At 69.3% G+C, this 21027-nt stretch carries 21 protein-coding genes and 1 pseudogene; 13 read left to right on the top strand and 9 right to left on the bottom strand.

Annotated features, from left to right (window positions below):
* Positions 1-4: 4 nt before the first annotated feature.
* Complete coding sequence (locus J9315_RS04685) at positions 5-703, bottom strand: hypothetical protein (RefSeq protein ID WP_040560313.1); 699 nt, start codon at positions 701-703, stop codon at positions 5-7.
* A 67-nt stretch (positions 704-770) separates the two neighbouring features.
* On the opposite strand from J9315_RS04685, the gene J9315_RS04680 reads away from it, so the two are divergent.
* The 3 genes from J9315_RS04680 (at position 771) to J9315_RS04670 (ending at position 3754) form a co-directional block, all read left to right on the top strand.
* Positions 771-1691, top strand: coding sequence for a hypothetical protein (locus J9315_RS04680; protein ID WP_006213374.1), 921 nt, complete (start codon positions 771-773; stop codon positions 1689-1691).
* A gap of 120 nt (positions 1692-1811) precedes the next feature.
* A complete protein-coding gene (locus J9315_RS04675) occupies positions 1812-2258 on the top strand; it encodes a hypothetical protein (protein WP_006213375.1) in 447 nt (148 codons plus the stop codon).
* Complete coding sequence (locus tag J9315_RS04670) at positions 2255-3754, top strand: hypothetical protein (RefSeq protein ID WP_006213376.1); 1500 nt, start codon at positions 2255-2257, stop codon at positions 3752-3754. The genes J9315_RS04675 and J9315_RS04670 overlap by 4 nt, the downstream gene beginning before the upstream one ends.
* A 138-nt stretch (positions 3755-3892) precedes the next feature.
* Here the strand turns inward: J9315_RS04670 and J9315_RS04665 are convergent, their stop codons facing one another.
* Together J9315_RS04665 and J9315_RS04660 are read right to left on the bottom strand one after the other, a co-directional pair.
* A complete protein-coding gene (locus tag J9315_RS04665; RefSeq protein ID WP_006213377.1) occupies positions 3893-5122 on the bottom strand; it encodes an MFS transporter in 1230 nt (409 codons plus the stop codon).
* Between the two features lie 44 nt (positions 5123-5166).
* Positions 5167-5532: a metalloregulator ArsR/SmtB family transcription factor gene (locus tag J9315_RS04660; protein WP_197464170.1), complete on the bottom strand. Its 366-nt coding sequence runs from the start codon at positions 5530-5532 to the stop codon at positions 5167-5169.
* 45 nt (positions 5533-5577) lie between these two features.
* Here J9315_RS04660 and J9315_RS04655 point away from each other — a divergent pair, with 45 nt between their 5' ends.
* The 4 genes from J9315_RS04655 (at position 5578) to J9315_RS04640 (ending at position 9231) form a co-directional block, all read left to right on the top strand.
* Positions 5578-6171, top strand: a complete 594-nt coding sequence (locus J9315_RS04655) for a hypothetical protein (protein ID WP_249121029.1) — start codon at positions 5578-5580, stop codon at positions 6169-6171.
* The gene (locus J9315_RS04650) at positions 6168-7955 is read left to right on the top strand and encodes a type IV secretory system conjugative DNA transfer family protein (protein ID WP_063249311.1); all 1788 of its coding nucleotides are present in this window, start codon (positions 6168-6170) and stop codon (positions 7953-7955) included. The genes J9315_RS04655 and J9315_RS04650 overlap by 4 nt, the downstream gene beginning before the upstream one ends.
* Before the next feature lie 81 nt (positions 7956-8036).
* Positions 8037-8606, top strand: a complete 570-nt coding sequence (locus tag J9315_RS04645; RefSeq protein ID WP_006213381.1) for a hypothetical protein — start codon at positions 8037-8039, stop codon at positions 8604-8606.
* Positions 8607-8712: 106 nt separating this feature from the next.
* The gene (locus J9315_RS04640; protein ID WP_144589511.1) at positions 8713-9231 is read left to right on the top strand and encodes a hypothetical protein; all 519 of its coding nucleotides are present in this window, start codon (positions 8713-8715) and stop codon (positions 9229-9231) included.
* A 105-nt stretch (positions 9232-9336) separates the two neighbouring features.
* On the opposite strand, the gene J9315_RS04635 is transcribed toward J9315_RS04640, so the two are convergent.
* The gene (locus J9315_RS04635; protein WP_006213383.1) at positions 9337-10875 is read right to left on the bottom strand and encodes a recombinase family protein; all 1539 of its coding nucleotides are present in this window, start codon (positions 10873-10875) and stop codon (positions 9337-9339) included.
* Between the two features lie 35 nt (positions 10876-10910).
* On the opposite strand from J9315_RS04635, the pseudogene J9315_RS04630 reads away from it, so the two are divergent.
* The 4 genes and pseudogenes from J9315_RS04630 to J9315_RS04615 all read left to right on the top strand — a co-directional run.
* Positions 10911-11432, top strand: a pseudogene (locus tag J9315_RS04630) (ABC transporter ATP-binding protein); the annotation flags it as partial.
* A complete protein-coding gene (locus tag J9315_RS04625; protein ID WP_211978899.1) occupies positions 11432-11779 on the top strand; it encodes a TraR/DksA C4-type zinc finger protein in 348 nt (115 codons plus the stop codon). The pseudogene J9315_RS04630 and the gene J9315_RS04625, both read left to right, overlap by 1 nt.
* A 3-nt stretch (positions 11780-11782) precedes the next feature.
* Positions 11783-12094, top strand: a complete 312-nt coding sequence (locus tag J9315_RS04620; protein WP_211978898.1) for a hypothetical protein — start codon at positions 11783-11785, stop codon at positions 12092-12094.
* Between the two features lie 204 nt (positions 12095-12298).
* The gene (locus J9315_RS04615) at positions 12299-13348 is read left to right on the top strand and encodes a homocysteine S-methyltransferase family protein (RefSeq protein ID WP_211978897.1); all 1050 of its coding nucleotides are present in this window, start codon (positions 12299-12301) and stop codon (positions 13346-13348) included.
* 215 nt (positions 13349-13563) lie between these two features.
* On the opposite strand, the gene J9315_RS04610 is transcribed toward J9315_RS04615, so the two are convergent.
* On the bottom strand, positions 13564-14739 hold the full coding sequence (locus tag J9315_RS04610) for an alanine--glyoxylate aminotransferase family protein (protein WP_211978896.1): 1176 nt from the start codon (positions 14737-14739) through the stop codon (positions 13564-13566).
* 44 nt (positions 14740-14783) lie between these two features.
* The gene (gene gndA, locus J9315_RS04605; RefSeq protein WP_211978895.1) at positions 14784-16235 is read right to left on the bottom strand and encodes an NADP-dependent phosphogluconate dehydrogenase; all 1452 of its coding nucleotides are present in this window, start codon (positions 16233-16235) and stop codon (positions 14784-14786) included.
* A 123-nt stretch (positions 16236-16358) separates the two neighbouring features.
* Between gndA and J9315_RS04600 the strand changes: the two genes are divergently transcribed.
* Positions 16359-16916 (top strand): gluconokinase, encoded by a 558-nt coding sequence (locus J9315_RS04600; protein WP_211978894.1) that lies wholly within the window; start codon positions 16359-16361, stop codon positions 16914-16916.
* Entirely contained in the window at positions 16913-18316 is a 1404-nt protein-coding gene (locus J9315_RS04595; protein ID WP_211978893.1) for a GntP family permease, read from the top strand. The genes J9315_RS04600 and J9315_RS04595 overlap by 4 nt, the downstream gene beginning before the upstream one ends.
* 67 nt (positions 18317-18383) lie before the next feature.
* On the opposite strand, the gene J9315_RS04590 is transcribed toward J9315_RS04595, so the two are convergent.
* The 3 genes from J9315_RS04590 to rsmA are packed head-to-tail and all read right to left on the bottom strand — an operon-like array spanning position 18384 to position 20973.
* Positions 18384-19115 (bottom strand): FCD domain-containing protein, encoded by a 732-nt coding sequence (locus tag J9315_RS04590; protein ID WP_211978892.1) that lies wholly within the window; start codon positions 19113-19115, stop codon positions 18384-18386.
* A complete protein-coding gene (locus J9315_RS04585; protein ID WP_211978891.1) occupies positions 19115-20065 on the bottom strand; it encodes a 4-(cytidine 5'-diphospho)-2-C-methyl-D-erythritol kinase in 951 nt (316 codons plus the stop codon). Before J9315_RS04585 ends, J9315_RS04590 begins: the two co-directional genes overlap by 1 nt.
* The gene (gene rsmA, locus J9315_RS04580) at positions 20062-20973 is read right to left on the bottom strand and encodes a 16S rRNA (adenine(1518)-N(6)/adenine(1519)-N(6))-dimethyltransferase RsmA (protein WP_211978890.1); all 912 of its coding nucleotides are present in this window, start codon (positions 20971-20973) and stop codon (positions 20062-20064) included. Before rsmA ends, J9315_RS04585 begins: the two co-directional genes overlap by 4 nt.
* Positions 20974-21027: the final 54 nt, after the last annotated feature.

Genomic DNA, 21027 nt, shown 5'->3' with positions numbered 1-21027 from the left:
CGGCTCAGTTGTCCTTCGGGGGCTTCTCCTGTGCTAGGAGTTGGGAGAAGTGCGCGTCGTTTGGGGCGATATCTGGTCGGAGCCAGTGCATGACCTGATACGTGTTGTTCACCAACATGAAGCCGTCCGACGCCATCGCACCGGCGGAGAAGACAACCTGATCATCTCCGAGCGCGTCCAGCAATTCGGCGTTGTCATCGCCATGGACGAGGTCACCGTAGAGGAACATACGTGCGATCTCGTTGTCCCAGGCATTGACACGAACCCCGGCTGCTTCTGGGTCGATCGGGGCCTGCATAATCCGCATTCGGCGAGGCGGGTACTGCGCCCAGTTCTCACGCAACTGTGTCAAATGCTCAGAGACATTGGTGGCGTCCGCCGGCCGAAAGTACTCCAACGCGGCAAGAACCGTTACCCATGCGAGCCGGTCGCCCTTCTTCGTGAGCGTGAGTGGACGGATCAGTGTGAGTGCGTAAGCCACCTGCTCTTTGGGAGGAATGACCTGGCGAATGCCTGCCAGAGACGACTGGCCTGTGGCTTGATCGACAACGAAGTTCATGTGCAGCTGTTGCCCCAGGTTCATCGCATCGTCACGACGTGCGAGCTCGCACGAGAAGAGCTCTTCCGCTCGGCGTTTGAACAGTCGCAGGGTCTGAGTGTGCCTCGCTGCGAGCTGATCGCTGGCCCTATCCTCACCGCTCATGTGCTCCTCCGGCTGGTTCGTGCTCTGAATGCGTACCTCTCGATCACCACAGTCAAGGGGAGGAACCGTGCCTACATTCTACGATCCCGTCGCCGACGCCGAGGAGGCATCGCAGGCGCTGCGCGGCCTGGCGCACGCCAGCCGCGACTTCACCCACCCCGAGGACGCCTACGGGGTGATTGGGGACCTGCTGGCCGGGGTGCGCTCGATGCAGCAGTCGATCCAGCAGCTCGCCACCCGCCACGCCCGCCATGACGGGCGCGCCTTCGACGATGCCGGAGACCCCGCCGCCGGTATCCGTGATGCCCGCCTGGCCGCCGGGGAGCTCTCCGAGGCCGCTGCCGCCCTGGACCGTGTCGAGGAGGGGCTTAACCGTGCCTCGCAGGCTGCCGGTCGCATCGCCTGGCACCCCGCCCCGCCCGCACCCGCCGAGACGGAGATGACCAGGGTTCAGGGGCCGGTGTCGCGGTGGGTGAACATCGTCTTCCTCCAGGGCGGTGAAGCCGATGCGGTGCTGTGGCTGATCGACTGTGACGGCCCGGACGCCGCGATCGAGCACCTGGCCGGCTTCGACTACGGCGAGGAGACCACGGACGCGGCCATGCTCAACGGCTACGTCTACGACACCCCACCGATCGGGGCGCTGGACAAGGAAGCACGCACGGGAGAGTACACGCTGACCTACAACCCGGACCTCGGCCACGTCGCCCTCTACCGCCACCACCAGATCGCGCCCGAGGACAGCCTCGACACCGACACCCCCGCACCGACCATGGACCCCGACATGGGCAGTGCCGGCGGTGCCGCCTCGGCCGGGACTGCGATGGGCGCGGCGGGTGCTGCCGCTGCGGCGCTCTCTGATCGCGGGGTACGCGCCACCGGACGAGAAGCGGGCAGTGCCGCCGGGCGTGGGCCGGTGAGCGAGGGGTCCTGGTTCGAGCATCCGGGCGTCGCGGCGGTCAAGCGTGACCGCGGCCTCGGCCTCTGACCCGACTACCTCCCGTGGTGCCGCCGCCCTGTGGGGTCGGCGGCACCGGCATGTCCGTGACCGGGCGGGTGGGGTGCACCTGCACCACATCCCCGTCGTTCTCGTGCCTGGGAGGCCATCATGTCCGCCGTCTACTATCCCGCCGCGTTCGCCACCGAGGCCGCCCGCAACCTGCGCCACCTCGCCGCGGACAGTGAACTGCAGGCCACGGGTCCCGGCACCGCCACACTGCTGGGCGACCTGCGCGATGCGGCCACGGCGATGCGGGAGGCGATCGACCGGATCGCCGTCGCCCACACCCTCCCCGGCGCCCCGGCCCTCGCACGGGATACCGGGCTGCAGATCGGTGACGAGCTCCATCAGGCCGGCACCGCACTGGAGGAGACCACGACCCGCCTGACCGGTGCCGTCACCGCCATCGAACACCCCACCACCGTTCCGAAGCACACGACGCGGCGTTCCCTGCGCGCGGGGAGGCAGGCGCGGGTCGCGCAGCCGGCAGGGTCGTGGTTCGACCCGCACCCCGCCGGGTCCAGCAGAGGTCAGGGGCGGGGGTTGGGACTGTGAGCGAGAAGGAACGCCTACATACCTCCGTGCTGGTCGCCCCGGCCACCGAGCGGCGACGGCTGCGGGCGCAGCGCCGCCAGGCCGCGGCCCGGTTGCAGGCCGAGCAGCGTCGCCGCGAGGTCGCGGAAGCGAAAGCCAAGGCCGAGGTCGAGCGGGCCGAGCGCAAGGCCACTCGGTATTTGCCCGCCGCCGGGGAGCCCGGCAAGCAAACGTTGCGGACGCCGGGCCGGTTCCGGCTGCCCCGCCACCAGGACACCTCCGCGACCCTGTCGGCCCAGTACCCGTTCCTCGCCGAGGGCGGCCTGGGCTCGGCGGGCGTGTTCGTCGGCCAGGACCTCTACTCCGGGGGCTCGTTCGTCTACGACCCGTGGGTGCTGTATCAGACCGGGGTCATCACCGCCCCGAACGTCGTGGTCGCAGGGATCGTCGGCAGCGGCAAATCCTCCCTCGCCAAGAGCCTGTACACGCGCAGCCTGCCGTTCGGGCGGCGGGTCTACGTTCCCGGTGACCCGAAAGGCGAGCACACTGAGATCGCCCGCGCCGTCGGCGGGCGGGCGATCCAGCTCGGCCACGGCCTGCCCACCCGCCTCAACCCCCTCGACGAGGGCTACCGCCCCTCCGGGCTCAGCGATGCGGAGTGGGAGACGACGGTCGCCTCCCGCCGCCGCGACCTGATCGGCGCGCTCACCGAGACCGTGCTGGCCAGGCCCATGTCGCCGCTGGAGCACACCGCGATCGACACCGCCCTCGCCGAAACGGTACGGGAGAACGAGGTGCCGATCCTGCCGATGATCGTCGACCACCTCCTGTCTCCCTCCCACGACCCTGACGGGCGGCTGGCCGAGGACGGCCGCATGGTCGGACACGCGCTGCGACGACTGGTGGCTGGGGACCTCTCCGGCCTGTTCGACGGCCCGTCGACGGAGGTGTTCGACCCGACCCTGCCGATGGTGTCCCTGGACCTGTCGCGAGTCACCGAGAACTCCACGCTGGTGTCGGTGTTGATGACGTGCTCCAGCGCGTGGATGGAATCGGCGCTGCTGGACCCGAACGGCGGGCAGCGCTGGTGCATCTACGACGAAGCCTGGCGCCTCATGTCCGAACCCGCGTTGCTCAAGCGCATGGATGCGCACTGGCGGCTGGCGAGGGCGTACGGGATCAGCAACATGCTCATCTTCCACAAGCTCACCGACCTGGAAAACGTCGGCGACCAGGGCTCGGCCATGCGCTCGCTCGCGAACTCCCTGCTCGCCAATGCGGAGTCCCGCATCATCTACCGGCAGGAATCCGACCAGCTGGGCACGACCGCGAAGACCCTTGGACTGACCGGCACCGAGCGCGAGCTGCTGCCGACGCTGGGCACCGGACAAGGGCTGTGGCGGATCAAGGAACGCTCCTTCGTCGTCCAGCACCAGCTCCACCCGGCCGAGTACGAGCTCTTCGACACCACCAGCCGCATGTCCGATCCCGGAAAAAACCAACCCCGCGTAGGGTAAGAATCCGCGTGATTCCGCGGATCTCCAGACGTTCTGACCTTGACTGTGGGGTCGCATGTTCGTTACAGATGCAACCGTACGAGCGATCGGATCGATCTTTGTCGAAGCGGTCGTGGAGGGCATGAGCGCTCCCTGTGCTCATCGCTTGTGAGCTTGCACGAGAGTGCGGGACGTAGCGCTCCAAGCAGTGGTGGCGAGGACCGCGCCGAGAATGCCGATACCGACGAGGACGAGAGCCACGGCGGGAAGGCCGATAGCGGCGCCGAGAACACCGGCGAGGGGGTACGTGATGAGGAAGCAGGCGTGGGACAGGGAGAACTGCGCGGCGAACACCGCGGCCCGATTCTCTTCCGTGCTGCCTCGCCGCAGCAGCCTGGCGGAGGGGGTGAGGATCGTGGAGGTTGCCGCCCCCATCAGCGCCCACACGCTCAGCAGCCCGACCCACTGGGGCGTGCCATCGGTCCAGGCGAGCACCCCGGCTCCGGCCAGGAGAAGGACGGGCAGGGCGATGCCGCCGGTGAGCATGACTCGCCGGTCCGAGACGGCTTCCAAGAGCTTGGGCATGGTCAGGGCCACGATCATGGAGCCGCCTCCGTAGGCGGCGAGCAGGAGCGCAGCATCGGACTGGGTGCGGCCCAGATCGCCCAGGACGAGGACAGTGGTGTTGACGATCACCATCGCCGTGGTCGTCGCCACGACGAGGTTCAGCGCCATCAGGCCCTGCAGCTCCCGGCTGGCCCAGAACGCACGGGCGCCGCGGGTGAGGCGATCGAAGAACGGCGCCGGAGCGGGAGCCTCGAAGCGAGGAAAGCGGGAGACAAGCACCAGGGTCGCAGAGGCAAGGAACCCGACCACGGTGCCAGCGAAGAGATTGTGGAAGCTGACGACCGTCAGTAAGGCGGCGGCGAGCATCGGGCTCACCAGCGACTCCAAGTCGTAGGCGAGCCGCGACAGCGACAGGGCACGTGTGTACTGTCCCTCGTCCGGGAGCACGGACGGGATCACGGCCTGAAACGCGGGCGTGAACGTCGCCGATGCGGACTGCAACAGGAAGATCAGCACATAGATCTGCCACACCTCGGTCACGAACGGCAGCGAGAGCGCGACCCCAGCCCGGATGAGATCGGTCCCGATGAGTAGTGGCTTTCTCTTGAGACGGGTGGTGAGTGCCGTCGTGAGGGGGGAGACGGCGACGTAGGCCACCATCTTGATCGTCATCGCCACACCCATCACCACGCCGGCGTCGCCGCCGGCGATTTCGAAGGCGAGCAGTCCGAGCGCGACGGTGAGCAGGCCCGTGCCCAGCAGCGCGATGACCTGCGCGCTGAACAGTTTCGCGTAGGTGGGATTGCGCAGGACAGCAAGCATGAGACGAGGCCTAACGAACGAGAGTTTGTGCGACGAACGGGCTACTACTGCCGGGGTGCGTGGTGGTGGGGCGGGATCTGCCCGTTCGCGACCGCGTGCTCGGCCTGCTTGATCGCCTCGACCACCAGGGCGACCGCGTGTTCGTCGGTGAGGCGGTAGAGCACGCTCGTGCCCTCCTGCCGGGTCGTGACCATCCGCGCCATCCGTAGTCGGGCCAGATGCTGCGACACCCCCGAGGGCTTCTTCCCGACCAGTTCCGCCAGCGCGTTCACCGGCAACTCGTCGGCCTGGCGCAGGGCCAGCACGATCCTGATCCGCGTCGGATCGGACAACAGTCCCAAGACCTCCGCGGCGAGATCGACGTATTCCGACGCGGGATCCATGCCGCACATCTGCTTATCTGCATCCATACGCAGATACTAACAGCGGCGTATGGGTGAGGGAACCCTGCCGTCGTGTGCTGGACGAGGCCCGGCAGCTGCGCCAGCAGCAGCCAGGATGAACGGTGCGGGTACGGGATTGTGCACCTGGCCGGCATGAGACGACATGCGAATCTCCCTGAGCCGGTGCCGGTGTCGATGCGCACCGTGATCCTCGATATCCACGCCGACGGGTCGATGACCGTGATGATCGACGGCACCGTGTATCCGCCCGACGACGACCAGCGGCCGTGGTCGCGGGCCGCGTTCCCGCAGATCATCGACCACGCCAGCCAGGAGCGTGCGGTGCCGGTGCGGGTGGAGGTGCACGAGGCCGACGGCACGAGCTTCACCGAACTCGTCGCCGCACAACCACGCCGCGCCGACCCTGCACCCGAGCCGGCCCCAAAGACGAGACGGCCCAAGGCGGTGCCGGCGCTGATCGAGGTCACCGGGGAGGGGTTCGTCGCCGGGGAGGACATCGCCTGCACCGTGCTCGTCTCCGACACCGACGCGGCCGGCGACGGCACTGCACGGGGGCTGCTCGATCCGCGACGGGTCGGGGATGCCGGAGAGGTGCTGCTGGTCGGGCGCGTCTCCGGCACGGTCGTGGCGCGCAGGCTGCGATGAGCGTCCCGCAGGGCCGCCAGAGCGGCAGCTTCGGCGACGAGCTGACCAACGCCGCGATGATCGGGCTGGTCGGACTGTTCGGCCTCGCCCTGATCCTGCGCGGCGCCGGATCGGTGGCCGCGTTCCTCACCGGCACCGACCAGCCCGCCGCTGGGCCCGCCTCCGGCATCTCGGTGCTGTTCCGGCCCGGTGATCCTGCCGCCGCGCTCGACGCGCCAGGGATGAGCGCGGTCGCCTACTGGGCCGTGACCGTCGTGCTGCTGGCCGGGCTGGTCGCCGGCGGCTGCTGGGTGTGGACGCGGCTGCGCCGTCACGCCCGCAAGACCGAGGTCGACCCGCACACAACCGCCGGAGTCGCGACCCGCCACGAGGTGGCCACGGTCGCCTCACCTACGGCGCTGCTCACCCGCGCCGGGAACTTGCGACCCTCTCTCTCCAAGCCGACCCCGGCGGATGTCGGCTACCGACTCGGGATGTGCCGGGGCCGGGAGGTGTGGGCCAGCGTCGAGGACTCGATCCTGCTCATCGGACCACCCCGCTCCGGCAAGGGCCTGCACGTGGTAATCCCCGCGATCCTCGACGCGCCGGGGGCGGTGATCGCCACCAGCACCCGCCCGGACAACCTCACCGCGACCCTGCGCGCGAGAGAGAAGCACGGCCCGGTCGCAGTGTTCGACCCCCAGCACCTGGCCGAGGGCGTCCCGGCGGGGATGCGCTGGTCGCCCGTGCGTGGCTGCGCCGACCCTCTCACCGCGATGATCCGCGCTACCGGCCTCGCCTCGGCCACCGGCCTGTCTGCCGGCGGGGTGGAGTCTGGCGGATTCTGGGAAGGCAAGACGAGGACTGCGCTGCAGGCTCTGCTGCACGCCGCTGCTCTTGATGGGCGTTCCCCGGCGGAGCTGTTCCGCTGGACCCTGGACCCCTCGGCTGCGGCGGAGGCCGTCGCGATCCTCACCAACAGCCCGGACGCGGCCACGGGGTGGGCGGACTCGCTGGAATCCATGATCGACGCCGACCCCAGGACCCGCGATTCGATCTGGCAGGGCGTCTCTCTGGCCCTCGGTGCTCTCGCTGACCCGCGGGTGCTCGATGCCGTCAGCCCCGGCCCCGGGGAGGAGTTCGACCCCGAAGCGTTCATCCGTGATCGGGGCACCCTGTTCCTCCTCGCGACCGGTGCTGGAGCCGGAGCCTCCGCAGCACTGGTCGCCGCGTTGGTGGAGGATCTCGTGGAGACCGCCCGGCGGATCGCGGCACGCTCACCCGGAGCCCGTCTCGACCCGCCACTGCTGCTGGCGTTGGATGAGATCGGCAACCTCGCCCCGCTGCCGTCGTTGCCGACGCTGATGGCCGAGGGCGGTGGCACCGGAATCACCTGTTTGCCCGTGCTCCAGTCTCTCGCGCAGGCGCGCGACAAGTGGTCGGAGAACCAGGCCGGCGCGATCTGGGACGCCTCCATCGTGAAGATTCTTCTCGGCGGGGCTTCGAACAGCAAAGACCTTCAAGACCTGTCCACGTTGATCGGTGAACGTGATGAGTACACCGACTCGATCACCCTCGGTGATCACGGCACTCGCCAGAACCAGCGCTCCGTGCGCAGGGTCGCGATCTTCCCGCCCGACCGGTTGCGGACCCTCCCGTTCGGCACCGCGGTGACCCTGCTGCGTGCGGCCCCGCCGATCGTCACCGATCTGCGCGCCTGGCCCGCTCGCGCCGACGCCGACCAGCTCAAGACCGACCGGGCCGAGATCGAGGCGCTGCTGCGCCGCCCCGACCCGCCTCGGTAGGTCCGGGACAGCTCGTGTGCACCTGCCTGTCACGACGGCCGCCACGACAGGTGGCCGCATCAGGAAGACAGGAGCAGCACGATGGCCGAGCACGAGAACCCAGGAACCGGCCCCGAGACCCAGCCCGAGCAGGGCGCGGATGTCCGCGAGTCCTTCAAGGGACGCATCAAGTCCGAGCCGACGCTGGGCACCACTCAGAAGGGCAAAGCGGCGTTCTACGCGAAGGTCGAGCAGCGTCATTGGGACTACGAGGACGACGGCACCTACACCCGTCTGCCGAACACCTACCACGACCTCGTCGCCTACAAGGGCGTCGCCGTGCGCGCCTACAAGCAACTCGCCAAGAACGACTTCTTCATCGCCGAGGGGCGCATGGAGGACTACCAGTCCAAGAGCACCGGCGAGACGAAGCAGCGGTTCGTCGCGACCGCGCTCGGTCACGACATGGCCCGCACCACCTACGAGGTCGACCGCACCCCGCGCCGCGAACAGGCCCAGCGACCCACCGTCGAACGTGACGCAGCCCAGCAGTCCGCCGGTTCCGGTGTTCCCGAGCAGCCGGAACGGCAGGTGGCGCAGCAGCAGACGCCTGCCGCGTTCGCCGCGCCCGAGTACCGGCCCGACCGGCAGTCGCCGGACATGGGCCTGTGAGCACCGAGGAGTCCCGATCATGACCGACGACCGCGACCACGAGACCCCCGGTGAGCCCGCCGTGGAGGAGCTGCCCGAGGACGAGCTCGACCTCGACGACGAGGGGATGCTCGAAGACGAGGACGAGGAGGACCCCGGCCCGCCGCACCCAGTGAACTGGTACCTGCTGCGCGCCGACGAACTCGAAAAGGAGTGGTACGCCCTGAACCGGTGGGTCGAGACGACACGCCGCACCTACGGGCTGCCCGCCAGCGTCATCCCACCGTTCTGGCACCGCCACGACGAACTCGTCTGGGAGCTCTCAGCGCTGCATCTGCACTGGCTGTGTGCCTACCACCCCGAGCAGAACGGCAGTGCCCCGTTCGGGTGGCATCGCGACTTCGCCGACGCCCGCGCCAGGCTGCGCGAATGGGTCGCCGCCTCCGGTACCCGCCTGGACCGCGACCGGCCAACCAGGCAGACGACCTGGCCCGGCGAGGACCCCGCCGACCCGGTCGAGGACGTGTTCGTCGCCGACCGCGATGCCGACTTCGTCGAGTACGTCGCCGCACGAGTCGCCGAACGCCGCGCCGCCGAGGACGCCTTCTTCGCAGGCGCCGATCCGCGCACCGGGGAACTGCGATGAGTACCGCAGCTCAGCAGACGAGCGCCGAGCTCTCGCGGCTCCAGGAGCTGGGGCGAGAGCTCGGCGCGTCGTTCCTACCGCCGACTGACCGTCAGGGCGCAGCGGTCAGGACGATTCTGGTCGCCTCCATTGATATGTCTCGGGAACCGAGAACCGAGGAGTGATCTTGATCCGTGCCGGATCAAAGCGGCCGCCCATGGTCTTGGCCTTCTCGATCCGGATGTCGAGCAGCATCTTGAGCATGCGGCGCTTCTCGACCAGGTCGAGAGCTTCCCATGCGGCATCCAGATCCTTCGTCTGGATCAGTGCGAGGAGTTGCCTGTCGGCGACCGGGGGAACGGCGGCTTTCGCGGCACGTTCGATCTCGGGCTTGAGGCGTTCCTCGACATCGGCCAGCATCGTCATGCTGATCCGGCCCTGTGCATACTCGCCCGCTGCGTCGGCGAGGCGCCTGCGCAGTGCTGCGACATGGTCCTGGGCTTCGCGGACCCGCTCGTTCCAGTTGTCGTCCGGGCCCAGAATGACCGCTAGGCTCTCAGGCTTGGACAGCCAACCAAGTAGTGCGCCGGTGACGTAAGCGTCCGTGTAGGGAATGTCGATACTGACCTTCCGGCACCCCACTTTCCCGCAGATGTAGTTGTCTCGAGGCATCCCAGTCCGCTTGCGATCCACGGCACCATGAATGCGCACCAAGGGGTGCGAACAGAAGCCGCACCTGGCAATGAATGACAGCAGCCACCTGGGGTGACTATGGTTGCCTTCCTCCACGTACCGAGTACGGCGAGCCCGGTCCGCAAGGATCTGGTTGACCTTCTCCCACTTTTCGACCGGAACGATCGCCGGCCAGTCCGCTTCACCGATGACCTCGCCCTGATACATGCGCAGGCCCGCAATCGTTGGACTCTTGATGAGTTGGCGCAGGGTTGAGCTCATCCAACCTCGCGACTGGTCGGACGTCGGCTTCATCGGGGTCGGCACCCCCGCGCGATTCAGGCGAGTCACGATGTTGTTGATCGAGACCCCGTCCAGAATCTCATCGACGGCCGTGATGATGATCGAGGCCTTTCCCGGGTCGATCTCCTGACGAACCAGCGCACGCGTCTGCTCGTCATACACCCTGCGGTACCCGTAGGGGAGCCGACCGTGTGGGCGACCCTTCTGCGCGTTGAGCCGCACAGTGCGCAGCTGCCGGTCCCGGATCACCGCGGCGTCCTTCTCCGCAGTGAGGAACTCCAGCCCCATCATGAAGCTGTCGTCATGGCGGGAAAAGTCATAGACCCGGCCCTTCGTCAGGTAGAGCACACCGGCTTCCTGACAAGCCGCACGCAGTTGCACGTACGCCAGTAGCTCACGTCCGGCGCGGGAGGGCTCCCACGTCACGAACGCGTCATACTTCTTGGAGGCGATCAGGTGGAGAGCCTCCTCGAACCCCTCACGCTCGCGGGTGCGCCACTTCGATGCAGATCGATTGGCATCGGTGATGACCCTGCCGACATTCCACGTCTGCTGCGCGCACCAGGCGCGGCAGTCCGTCTCCTGATCGTCGGTCGAGCGCATGAGGTAGTGACGATCCATCGAGGCTCGCGTGTATATGAGAGCCTTGATCTCGGAAGCCGGTGGTCGGGTGGGTAGTCGAGTCTCCATGACAGACAGGTGCTCCTCTTGCATCTGCCATCTAGCTGCTGGGTGAGCCGACCAACGACGTCGACTCCGATATGCTCGCCGCGATGGAGGACCTCCTCGACTCGTGGCCGGGCACCCTCATCGTCGTCTCCCACGACCGCTACCTGCTCGAGCGGGTCACCGATCAGCAGTACGCGATCCTCGGCCACCGCCTGCGGCACGTGCCCGGCGGGGTCGACGAGTACCTGCGCCTGCGCGCGGAGGAAGCCTCGGGGTCGAGCCCGGCAACGGGGTCGAACAGTGCAGATCCCGCCGGGACCGCCTCGGCGGAGGAGTCGTCGGCACCGAAGCTCAGCGGTGCCGAAAGGCGGGCCGCGACGAAGGAGGTCTCGGCGATCGAGCGGCGCATGGACAAGCTGAGCACGCAGGTGGCCGCCCTCCACGAGGAGATGGCCGTCCACGATCAGGCCGATTTCGAGGGCCTCGCCGCGCTCACCGCGCAGGTCCGCGAACTCGAGGACGAGACGGCAGCCCTCGAGGAGCGGTGGCTCGAGGCCACCGAGGCGCTGGAGGCGTAGTGGACTGGCGGCAGCGACTGGCCGACGAGGAGGCGGAGACCCGTGCGCTCCTGGCGTCGCTGAGCGCCTCGATCGACGGTCTCTCCGCTGCCCGGCAGGGCGACAACAGCGACGACGAACACGACCCCGAGGGCTCGACGATCGCGTTCGAACGCAGCCAGGCCGACGCGCTGCGGCAGCAGGCCGGTGAGCGTCTCGCCGCGATCGCCGCGGCGGTGACCCGGCTCGATGACGGGACGTTCGGGATCTGCGCCGCCTGCTCACAGCCGATCGCCCAGGCGCGACTCGACGCTCGCCCCTACGCGGCGCTGTGCGTGACGTGCGCGAGCAGGGACACCGGGAGGTAGACGATGGCCGCCGGAGTCGTTCTCATCGTTCTCCCTCCGCTGCTCCTGCTCCTCGCCGGCGTACTCGTCCTCGTCCAGGCCGCCCGAGGCCGGCGCACCGCGTCGACGCCCGGTTTCGTCCTCCGCCTCGTCGCCGGCATCGGCGTTCTCCTCTGCGCACTCCTCGCACTGTCGGGGCTGTGGCTCGAGATCAACTACGCGGTGGTGTTCTTCCCCGTCATCGCTCTCATCCTCGGCGGGGTGTGGCTCATCGCCTTCCTCGGCGCCGCGCTGCTCTCCGACTGGCTGAGCGCCCGCCGCGGCGGCGGGAACTGACGAACCCGATACGGAAGTCAAGGCGCCTGGGGAGGGCGGGCCGCCTCGGCGACATGACCTTCTGTGACGGAATGCGGCGCGAATCTGACCTTCTGTGACGGTCGACGGCGGACAGCGACGCTGCCTGTGATGAGCTGGCTGAGTCCTCAATGCGACGGAGCTCGGTCATCGGGCCCGACGATCTCAGCTCTACCGGGAGAACTCATGTCACAGTCCAACGCCCTCACCGAGCGCCTCGACGCCGGTCCCGTGATCTGCGCGGAAGGCTTCCTCTTCGAACTCGAGAAGCGCGGTTACCTCTCCGCGGGAGAATTCGTGCCCGAGGTCGCGCTCGAGTTCCCCGAGGCGCTGCGCAGCCTCCACATCGACTTCCAGCGGGCCGGCTCCGACATCGTCGAGGCCTTCACGTACAACGGACACCGCGAGAAGATGCGGGTCATCGGCAAGGAGGACCTCCTCGAGCCGCTCAACCGCTCGGCCCTGCAGATCGCGCGCTCCGTCGCCGACGCCAAGCCCGGCAACTTCATGGCCGGCAACATCTCGAACTCGAACATCTGGGATCCCGCCGACCCTGCGAAGCAGGACGAGGTCCGCGCGATGTTCTCCGAGATGGTCGGCTGGGCCGTCGAGGAAGGCGCCGACCTCATCATCGGTGAGACCTTCTACTTCGCCGGTGAGGCCATCGCCGCCGCCGAGATCGCGAAGGCCAGCGGCCTGCCCGTCGTCCTCACCCTCGCGCCCATGGCGTTCCAGGAGATGGCCGACGGGGCCGGGATCGTCGAGACCGCCCAGCGCCTCGAGCAGCTCGGCGTCGACGTCGTCGGCCTCAACTGCTTCCGCGGACCGGCGACGATGCTGCCGTGGCTCAAAGAGATCCGCGCGGCCGTCTCGTGTCACGTCGGCGCCCTGCCGATCCCCTACCGGACGACCGAGGAGGAGCCGACCTTCTTCAACCTCTCCGACCCCCACGCCGCGGTGCCGTCCCCGCACGGCCGGACCTTCCCCACCGCGCTCGATCCGCTGCAGACCAACCGCTACGAGATCGGCGCCTTCGCGAAGGAAGCGCACGAGCTCGGCGTCAACTACCTCGGCGTGTGCTGCGGTGCGACTCCGATGCACATCCGTGAGGTCGCCGAGGCCGTCGGCCTGACGACGGAGGCGAGCCGGTTCTCGGAGAACATGAGCAACCACTTCATGTACGGCACGAACGAGCGCCTCGCCGACAACGTCGTCGCCCTCGGCGACCGGGCGTAAGAGCGCCTCGGGCGGACCAGCGCCTCGGGCGCAGCAGCGTGTGAAGCGGTCGGCGGCCGATGCCGCCGGCCGCTCCTGCGCGTCACTGCGGGTTTGCGCCAATTGGGACTGAGATGGCCAGTGCGTGTACTGGCCATCTCAGTCCCACCTGGCCAAAACTCATCTGAGCGCTCCTCGGGTCGATGCGCAGGCCGGCCCGAGGGCCGGCCGCCGCCCTACTTCGCGGTGACGTCGATCCGGTCGAGGGCGGATTCAAGGCGGGCGACGGTGCCGTCGATGTCACCGAGCTTGTCGAGGCCGAAGAGCCCGATGCGGAACGACGTGAAGCCCTCCGGCTCCCCGGTGTGCAGCGGCACCCCGGCCGCGACCTGGAGCCCGACCTCCTTGAACGCCGCACCGTTGGCCAGCTGCGGGTTGGTCGTGTGGACGACGACCACGCTCGGCGCCTGGAACCCCGGGGCCGCCACCGAGGGCAGACCGCGGGCAGCGAAGACCGCGCGCACCCGCTCGCCGAGTTCGAACTGCGCCGTCTCGAGCTTGTCGAAGCCGCGCTCCTCGGTCTCGCGCATGAGCGCGGCGTTGTGGGCGAGCGCATCCGTCGGCATCGTCGCGTGGTACGGCGCGCGACCGGCCTCGTACTCGTCGGCGATGAACAGCCACTTCTTCAGATCCATCGCGAAGCTCGTCGAGGTGCCGGCCTCGACCGCGGCCCGACCGGCCTCCCCGAGCATGACGTAGCCCGCGCACGGCGAACCGCTCCACCCCTTCTGCGGGGCGCTGATGAGGACGTCGACGCCGAGATCGGCCATCGACACCCACACCGCACCCGAGGCGATGCAGTCGAGGACGAAGGCTCCACCGACGGAGTGGACGGCATCGGCGACGGCCCGGATGTACTCGTCGGGCAGGAGCATCCCCGAGGCCGTCTCGACGTGGGGAGCGAACACGACGGCCGGACGTTCGCGCTCGATGGCGGCGACCACCTCGGCGATGGGGGCAGGCGACCACGCGGCCTGGACATCGTCGGAGTCCGGCTGAGCCGGGAGGACGACGGTCTCGCTCGCGATCGATCCGGCGTCGAGGATCTGCGACCACCGGAACGAGAAGAGCCCGTTGCGGATGATCAGGCACTTCTTTCCCGTCGCGATCTGCCGGGCCACCGATTCCATCGCATAGGATCCGCCACCGGGGACGATGGCCGCACTCTGCGCATCGTAGGCGGTCCGCAGGATGCGGTTGATGTCCTGCATGACGGAGACGAAGCGCGCCGACATGTGGTTGAGCGAACGGTCGGTGAAGACGACCGAGTACTCGAGCAGACCGCCGGGATCGACGTCGTCGTGGGGCAGGGTCGGATCGTGGGGCTGCGTCGCATCATGTGGCTGAGTCATAGATCCCACAGTGCCACGTTCCCCGCGCCGGGGCCACCGGCGGCTCAGACCTCGACTTCGCTGCGGTCGCCCGACCACAGCGTGTGGAAGACCCCGGGACGGTCGACCCGCCCGTACGTGTGCGAGCCGAAGAAGTCCCGCTGAGCCTGGATGATCGCCGCCGAGGACCGGGGCGCGCGGAGGCCGTCGACGTAGGCCAGCGCCGAGGCGAGCGCCGGGACCGCGATCCCCGCCGCGACCGCGTCGCCGACGGTCGAGCGCAGAGCGGCCTGGTCGGCCTCAAGCGACTGCCGGACATCAGCGGCGGCGAGCAGGGAGCTGAGATCCGGCTGCGCCTCGTAGGCGGCGACGATCCTGTTGAGCACGCGGGCGCGGATGATGCACCCGGCCCGCCAGATCGACGCGAGCTCGCCGAGGCGGATGTCCCAGCCGTGCACGCGGGCGCCCGCGGCGATCTCGTCGAAGCCCTGGACGTACGCGAGGATCTTGCCCATGAACAGCGCCCGGCGGACCGTCTCGATCGCCTCGCCGAGGCGGTCGGCAGGGGCCGTGTCCGCCGGGACCGGTCCGCCGAGGGCCTCCCCCTGGGCGCGCAGATCCGCCGCCTGGGACAGCGACCGCGCGAAGACCGCCTCGGCGATCGTCGGCACGGGAACCCCGAGGTCGAGACCCGACTGCGCCGTCCACGCCCCGGTCCCCTTGGCACCGGCGGCATCGGCGACGATGTCGACGAAGGGACGCCCCGTCGCGGCATCGGTGTGGGCGAAGACCTCGGCGGTGACCTCGATGAGGTAGGACTCGAGTTCGCCCGCGTTCCATTCGGTGAGCACCGCGGAGATCTGGGCGGGGGTGAGTCCGAGCCCGTCGCGGAGGATCGTGCACGCCTCGCCGATGAGCTGCATGTCGGCGTACTCGATGCCGTTGTGGACCATCTTGACGAAATGACCGGCGCCGTCGGTGCCGATGTGGGCCACACACGGGACCGGCTCGACCGAACCCGGCACCTCGGCGCGGGCGGCGATCGGGGTGAGGAGGGGGCGCAGGCGCTCCCAGGCGGCGTCGGAGCCGCCGACCATGAGCGAGGGCCCCTCGAGCGCGCCGACCTCACCGCCGGAGATCCCGACGCCGACGAACTCGATGCCCGTCTCGGCCAGCCGCCGCCCGCGGGCGATCGTGTCGGTGAAGTGGGAGTTGCCGCCGTCGACGATGATGTCGCCGGGGGCGAACACCTCGGCGATGCTGCCGATCGCGGCGTCGGTCGCGGCCCCGGCGTTGACCATGAGGATCGCGACGCGGGGCGTCCGCAGCATCCCGGCGAGCTCGGCGGGAGAGGTCGCGACGAGGAACTCGGCCTCGGGGTGGTTCGCGGCCACCGCTCGCGCGCGGTCGACGTCGAGGTCGTAGAGCGCGACGCGCAGACCCTCCTGCCCGGCGAGGTTGCGCGCGAGGTTCGACCCCATCACTCCGGTCCCGATCACAGCGACATCGGCGTTCATCAGCAGTCCTCTTCGTTGCAGGGTCACGTTGTTGACAGTCTTCCGCAGAAGAAATACGGTTCAATAACTCTGATTTATTCTGCAGAGCATATCAATATCATCATATGTTTTCGAGAGATTCTTATGGACCTGGGACAGACCCTTCCACCACTCGTCATCATGGGGGTGTCGGGGACGGGCAAGACCGTCGTCGGCCAGCAGGTCGCCGAGGCTCTCGGGGTGACGTTCATCGACGGCGATGACCTGCACACCCCGGCGAACAAGGCGAAGATGGCCGCCGGCATCCCGCTCACCGACACCGACCGGATGCCGTGGCTCGCCGCGATCGCCACCGAGCTCAGCCGCCTCCCCGCCCCGCTCATCGCCTGCTCGGCGCTCAAGCGCCGCTACCGTGACCGCCTGCGCATCGATGCCCCGGCAACGTTCTTCATCCACCTCGACGGTCCCCGCGCCGTCATCGCCGACCACCTGGCCAGACGCGCCCACGAGTTCATGTCGCCGACGCTGCTCGACTCGCAGCTGTCCACTCTCGAGGCCCTCGAACCCGACGAGGCGCACATGGTCGTCTCGATCGAGCAGAGCCTGCCCGAGGTGCGGCAGACGATCCTCGATCTCCTGCCCGTCGAACTCGCCCGCATCGCCCTCCACCGCCGCACCCGCCTCGAGGAAGAGGATCAATGACCGATATCGAACTCGCGTGGACGCTGCCGGCGCCCGCGCTGCTCGGCCTTGCCGCCGCGGCGATCGCCCTCCTGCTGCTGCTCATCATCAAGCTCCGGCTCCACGCGTTCGTCGCCCTCGTCGTCGTCAGCGTCCTCACGGCGCTCGCGGCCGGCATCACCCCCGGTGACCTCGTCACCGTGCTCTACGACGGGTTCGGCTCGACCCTGGCCAGCGTCGCCCTCCTCGTCGGACTCGGGGCGATGCTCGGGCGCCTCCTCGAGCTCTCCGGCGGAGCCGAGGTGCTCACCGACCGTCTCATCAGGGCCTTCGGCGAGAAGCGCGCCCCACTCGCCCTCGGGGTGACGTCCCTGCTCTTCGGGTTCCCGATCTTCTTCGACGCCGGCCTCGTCGTCATGCTCCCGATCATCTTCACCGTCGCGCGCCGCCTCGGCGGGTCGCTGCTCCTCTACGCGATGCCCGCGGCGATGGCGTTCTCCGCGATGCACATCTTCGTGCCCCCGCACCCGGGTCCCGTCGCCGCCTCCGGTCTCCTCGGCGCCAATGTCGGTCTCGTCCTCATCTGCGGCATCCTCATCGCGATCCCCGCGTGGTACCTGTGCGGGTACCTCTTCGGTCTCTTCATCGGCCGGCGCTTCGACGTTCCCGTGCCGACGATCCTCTCCGCCGGCGGCGACGACGAGTATGCGAGCTTCAAGTCGACACCGAGCCTGACCACCGTCATCACCCTCCTCGTCCTCCCCCTCATCCTCATCTTCTTCAACACCGGACTCGGCTTCGCCGCCGAGGCAGGCTGGGTCGACGGCGAATCCACGCTGGTGACGAGCCTGCGGATGCTCGGCGAGACGCCGATCGCGCTGCTCATCACCGTGCTCGCGGCGATGTGGCTGCTCGGGTGGCGGAAGAACAAGAGCCGCTCGCTCGTCGACTCGATCGTCGACTCCGCACTCGGACCGGTGTGCTCGATCGTCCTCATCACCGGGGCCGGCGGCATGTTCGGCGGGGTGCTGCGGGCCAGCGGCATCGGCGACTCGATCGCCGACTCCCTCGCCGCGCTCGGCCTGCCGGTCATCGTCGCCGGATTCCTCATCGCCGCCATCGTCCGCGTCGCCCAGGGGTCGGCGACCGTGGCGCTGACCACGGCCGCCGCGCTCGTCCAGCCGATCGTCGTCGGCAACCCGGACTTCTCGAGCCTCCAGGTCGTCGCGATCGTCCTCGCCCTCGCCGCCGGCTCCGTCTTCGCCAGCCACGTCAACGACTCGGGCTTCTGGCTCGTCTCCCGGTTCTTCGGCATGGACACGAAGACGACGCTGAAGACGTGGACGGTCGGGCAGGCGCTCCTCGGCGTCGTCGGCTTCGCCTTCAGCCTCATCCTCTACGCCGTCGTCAGCGCGTTCTGAGGCGCGGCGAGCCTTCCCGCGTGCTGAGAGGCGCGCGGGCCTCAGCGCGTTCTGCGGCGCTGGCCTCTCACGTCCGCCGGGGCTCGCCGTCCCAGACCGAGGACATCTCGTCGTAGGCCTTCGCGACGATCTTCGCCATCGCCTGCCGGGCCCGGTCCGGCTCCTCACCGCCGATCGCATCGGCGACGTCGAAGTGCCACTGGAGCGCATCGGGATGGGGGAACTGCGGCTGCAGCCCCTCCGCGGTGCGACCGGCGAGGATCTCGGCGACGACGGTGTCGAACGACGCGAAGAGCTCATTGCCGCCGGCGCGCAGGACAGCGCGGTGGAACGCGGCATCGGCATCGAGGAAGGCGCTCACGTCACCGGTCCGCCCTGCCGCCCGCATCCGCGCGGCTAAGCGCATGATCTCTTCGGCCGCCTCGGCGTCGGCATAGGTCGCCGCGAGACCCGCGGCCTCGGGCTCGATCGCCACCCGCAACTCGGTCAGCGACCGCAGCTGACGGGCGGGACGGACCGCCATCCGCCAGCGGACGACGAGCGGATCGAGGATCGTCCACTCCGACATCGCGAGGATGACGAGACCGAGCCGGCGCACCGGTCGAACCATGCCGAGGGATTCGAGGACGCGCACGGCCTCCCGGATGACCGAGAGCGAGACGTCGTAGCGGGCGCGCAGCTCCTCGGTCTTGACGACGACGCCCGGGGGCAGCGCCTCGGAGACGATGTCGCGTCCGATCGCCTCGAGGACCTGACCGTGGAGGTTCTCCCGCGACGGCGGGTTTGAGTCGGCGGCCATCAGCCGCTCGGCACCACGTGGGCGCCCGCCGCGGGACCCGTCGTCCGCAGCGCTTCCTTGACTCCCCGCGTGGCCTGGAGGAGGACGGCGAGGTCGAGGGCGTGGTGGGCGTCGCGGGCGAGGAACCCGATCGTCGGACCCGAACCGCTGAGCAGGGGCAGGACCGCACCGGCCTCCCGCCCGGCCTCGAGCACCTCGGCGAGTTCCGGCCGGAAGGACACCGCCGCCTCGGTGAGGTCGTTGCCGGCGGCGGCCGCGAGCGCGTCGACGTCACCGGCGGCGAGCGCCTTGAGCACCTCCGGCGGGACCTCGGCCGGGCCCGGGTCGGGGGTGAGTTCGTCAAAGCGGCCGTAGACCGCAGGCGTCGAGAGCTGTCCCGCCGAGGTGGCCATCACCCAGTGGAAGGTCCCGCGGGTGAGGACGGGGCTGAGCTTCTCCCCGCGGCCGTGGCCGATCGCCGTGCCCCCGCGCAGGAGGAACGGGACGTCGGCGCCGATGTCGACGGCGAGGTCGGCGAGCACCTCGGTCTCGACTCCCCCGATGAGGTGCGCGGCACCGGTGAGGGCCGCTGCAGCATCGGCGGAGCCCCCGCCCATCCCCCCGGAGACGGGCACCTGCTTGTCGATGACGATGTCGAGCCCGCGCAGCGCATCGACGTCGCGCTCGGCTTCGAAGGTGCTGATGAGGAGGTCGACGGCACGGCGGGCGAGGTTCGTCTCCCCGCGCGGCACAGTGTCATCGGCGTAGCGCCCCCGGACGATGATCGCCCCCGTCCCGCCGGGGATGAGGGTGAGCGTCTCGGTGAGGTCGAGGGCCTGGAAGACCGTCGCGAGCTCGTGGTAGCCGTCCGCGCCGACTCCGCCGACGCCGAGGTGGACGTTGATCTTCCCCGGTGCGCGCACTCTCACCGGGGTCGGGGCGCCGGGACGCGGGGACAGCTGCTCGGTCATGCGGAGCGACCGCCCTCCGGGCTGGCGTCCGGGCTCTGTTCCGCTGCCGGACGGCTGTCATCGGCGGCGAGTCGGGCCTCGGCGGCGGCGAGGCGTGCGAAGTCGGCGACGCCGAGCGCCTCACCCCGGGTGCGCGGGTCGATGTCGGCGGCGCGGAGGACCTCCTCGGCGCGTGCCGGGCTGCCGGCCCACGTCGCCAGGGCCGCACGCAGGGTCTTGCGGCGCTGCGCGAACGCGGCGTCGACGAGGGAGAAGAGGCGCGTGCGCTCGGCGGGATCCCGGTCGCTGCGGGTGACGTCGATGCGGACGAGTCCCGAGTCGATGTTCGGGGCCGGCCAGAAGACGTTCTTGCCGATCCGCCCGGCCAGTCCGACCTCGCCGTACCACTGGGCCTTGACGCTCGGCACGCCGTAGGTCCGCGAGCCGGGCCCGGCGGCGAGGCGCTCGGCGACCTCGAGCTGGACCATGACGAGGACGGTCCTCAGGCTCGGGAAGATCTCGAGGAAGTGGAGGAGGACGGGCACGGCGACGTTGTAGGGCAGATTCGCCACGAGCGCGTCCGGGGCCTGCGGCAGCTCGGTGACCTTGAGTGCGTCGGCGCCGACGAGATCGAACCGGTCGACGGCCTCCGGCGCGAACTCCGCGATCGTCGCGGGCAGGCGGGCGGCGAGCACCTCGTCGATCTCGACAGCGGTGACGGCATGGCCGGCCTCGAGCAGGCCGAGGGTGAGCGACCCGAGTCCGGGGCCGATCTCGACGACGTTCTGCGCCCCGGCGAGGTCGGCGGCCGCGACGATCGAGCGCACGGTGTTGGGGTCGATGACGAAGTTCTGGCCCTTCTGCTTCGTCGGGCGCAGACCGATGTCAGCGGCGATGTCGCGGATGTCGCGTGCGGTCAGTAACGTCACACCCAACAACCTACCTCACGGTCTCGGGAACGCTCGCCGTGACGGTGCCCGTGA

Source organism: Brevibacterium sp. W7.2 (genome assembly GCF_018137945.1).
Lineage (GTDB): Bacteria > Actinomycetota > Actinomycetes > Actinomycetales > Brevibacteriaceae > Brevibacterium > Brevibacterium sanguinis.
The sequence above is the reverse complement of the archived record's forward strand: the minus strand, read 5'-3'. Positions and strand labels throughout refer to the sequence as shown.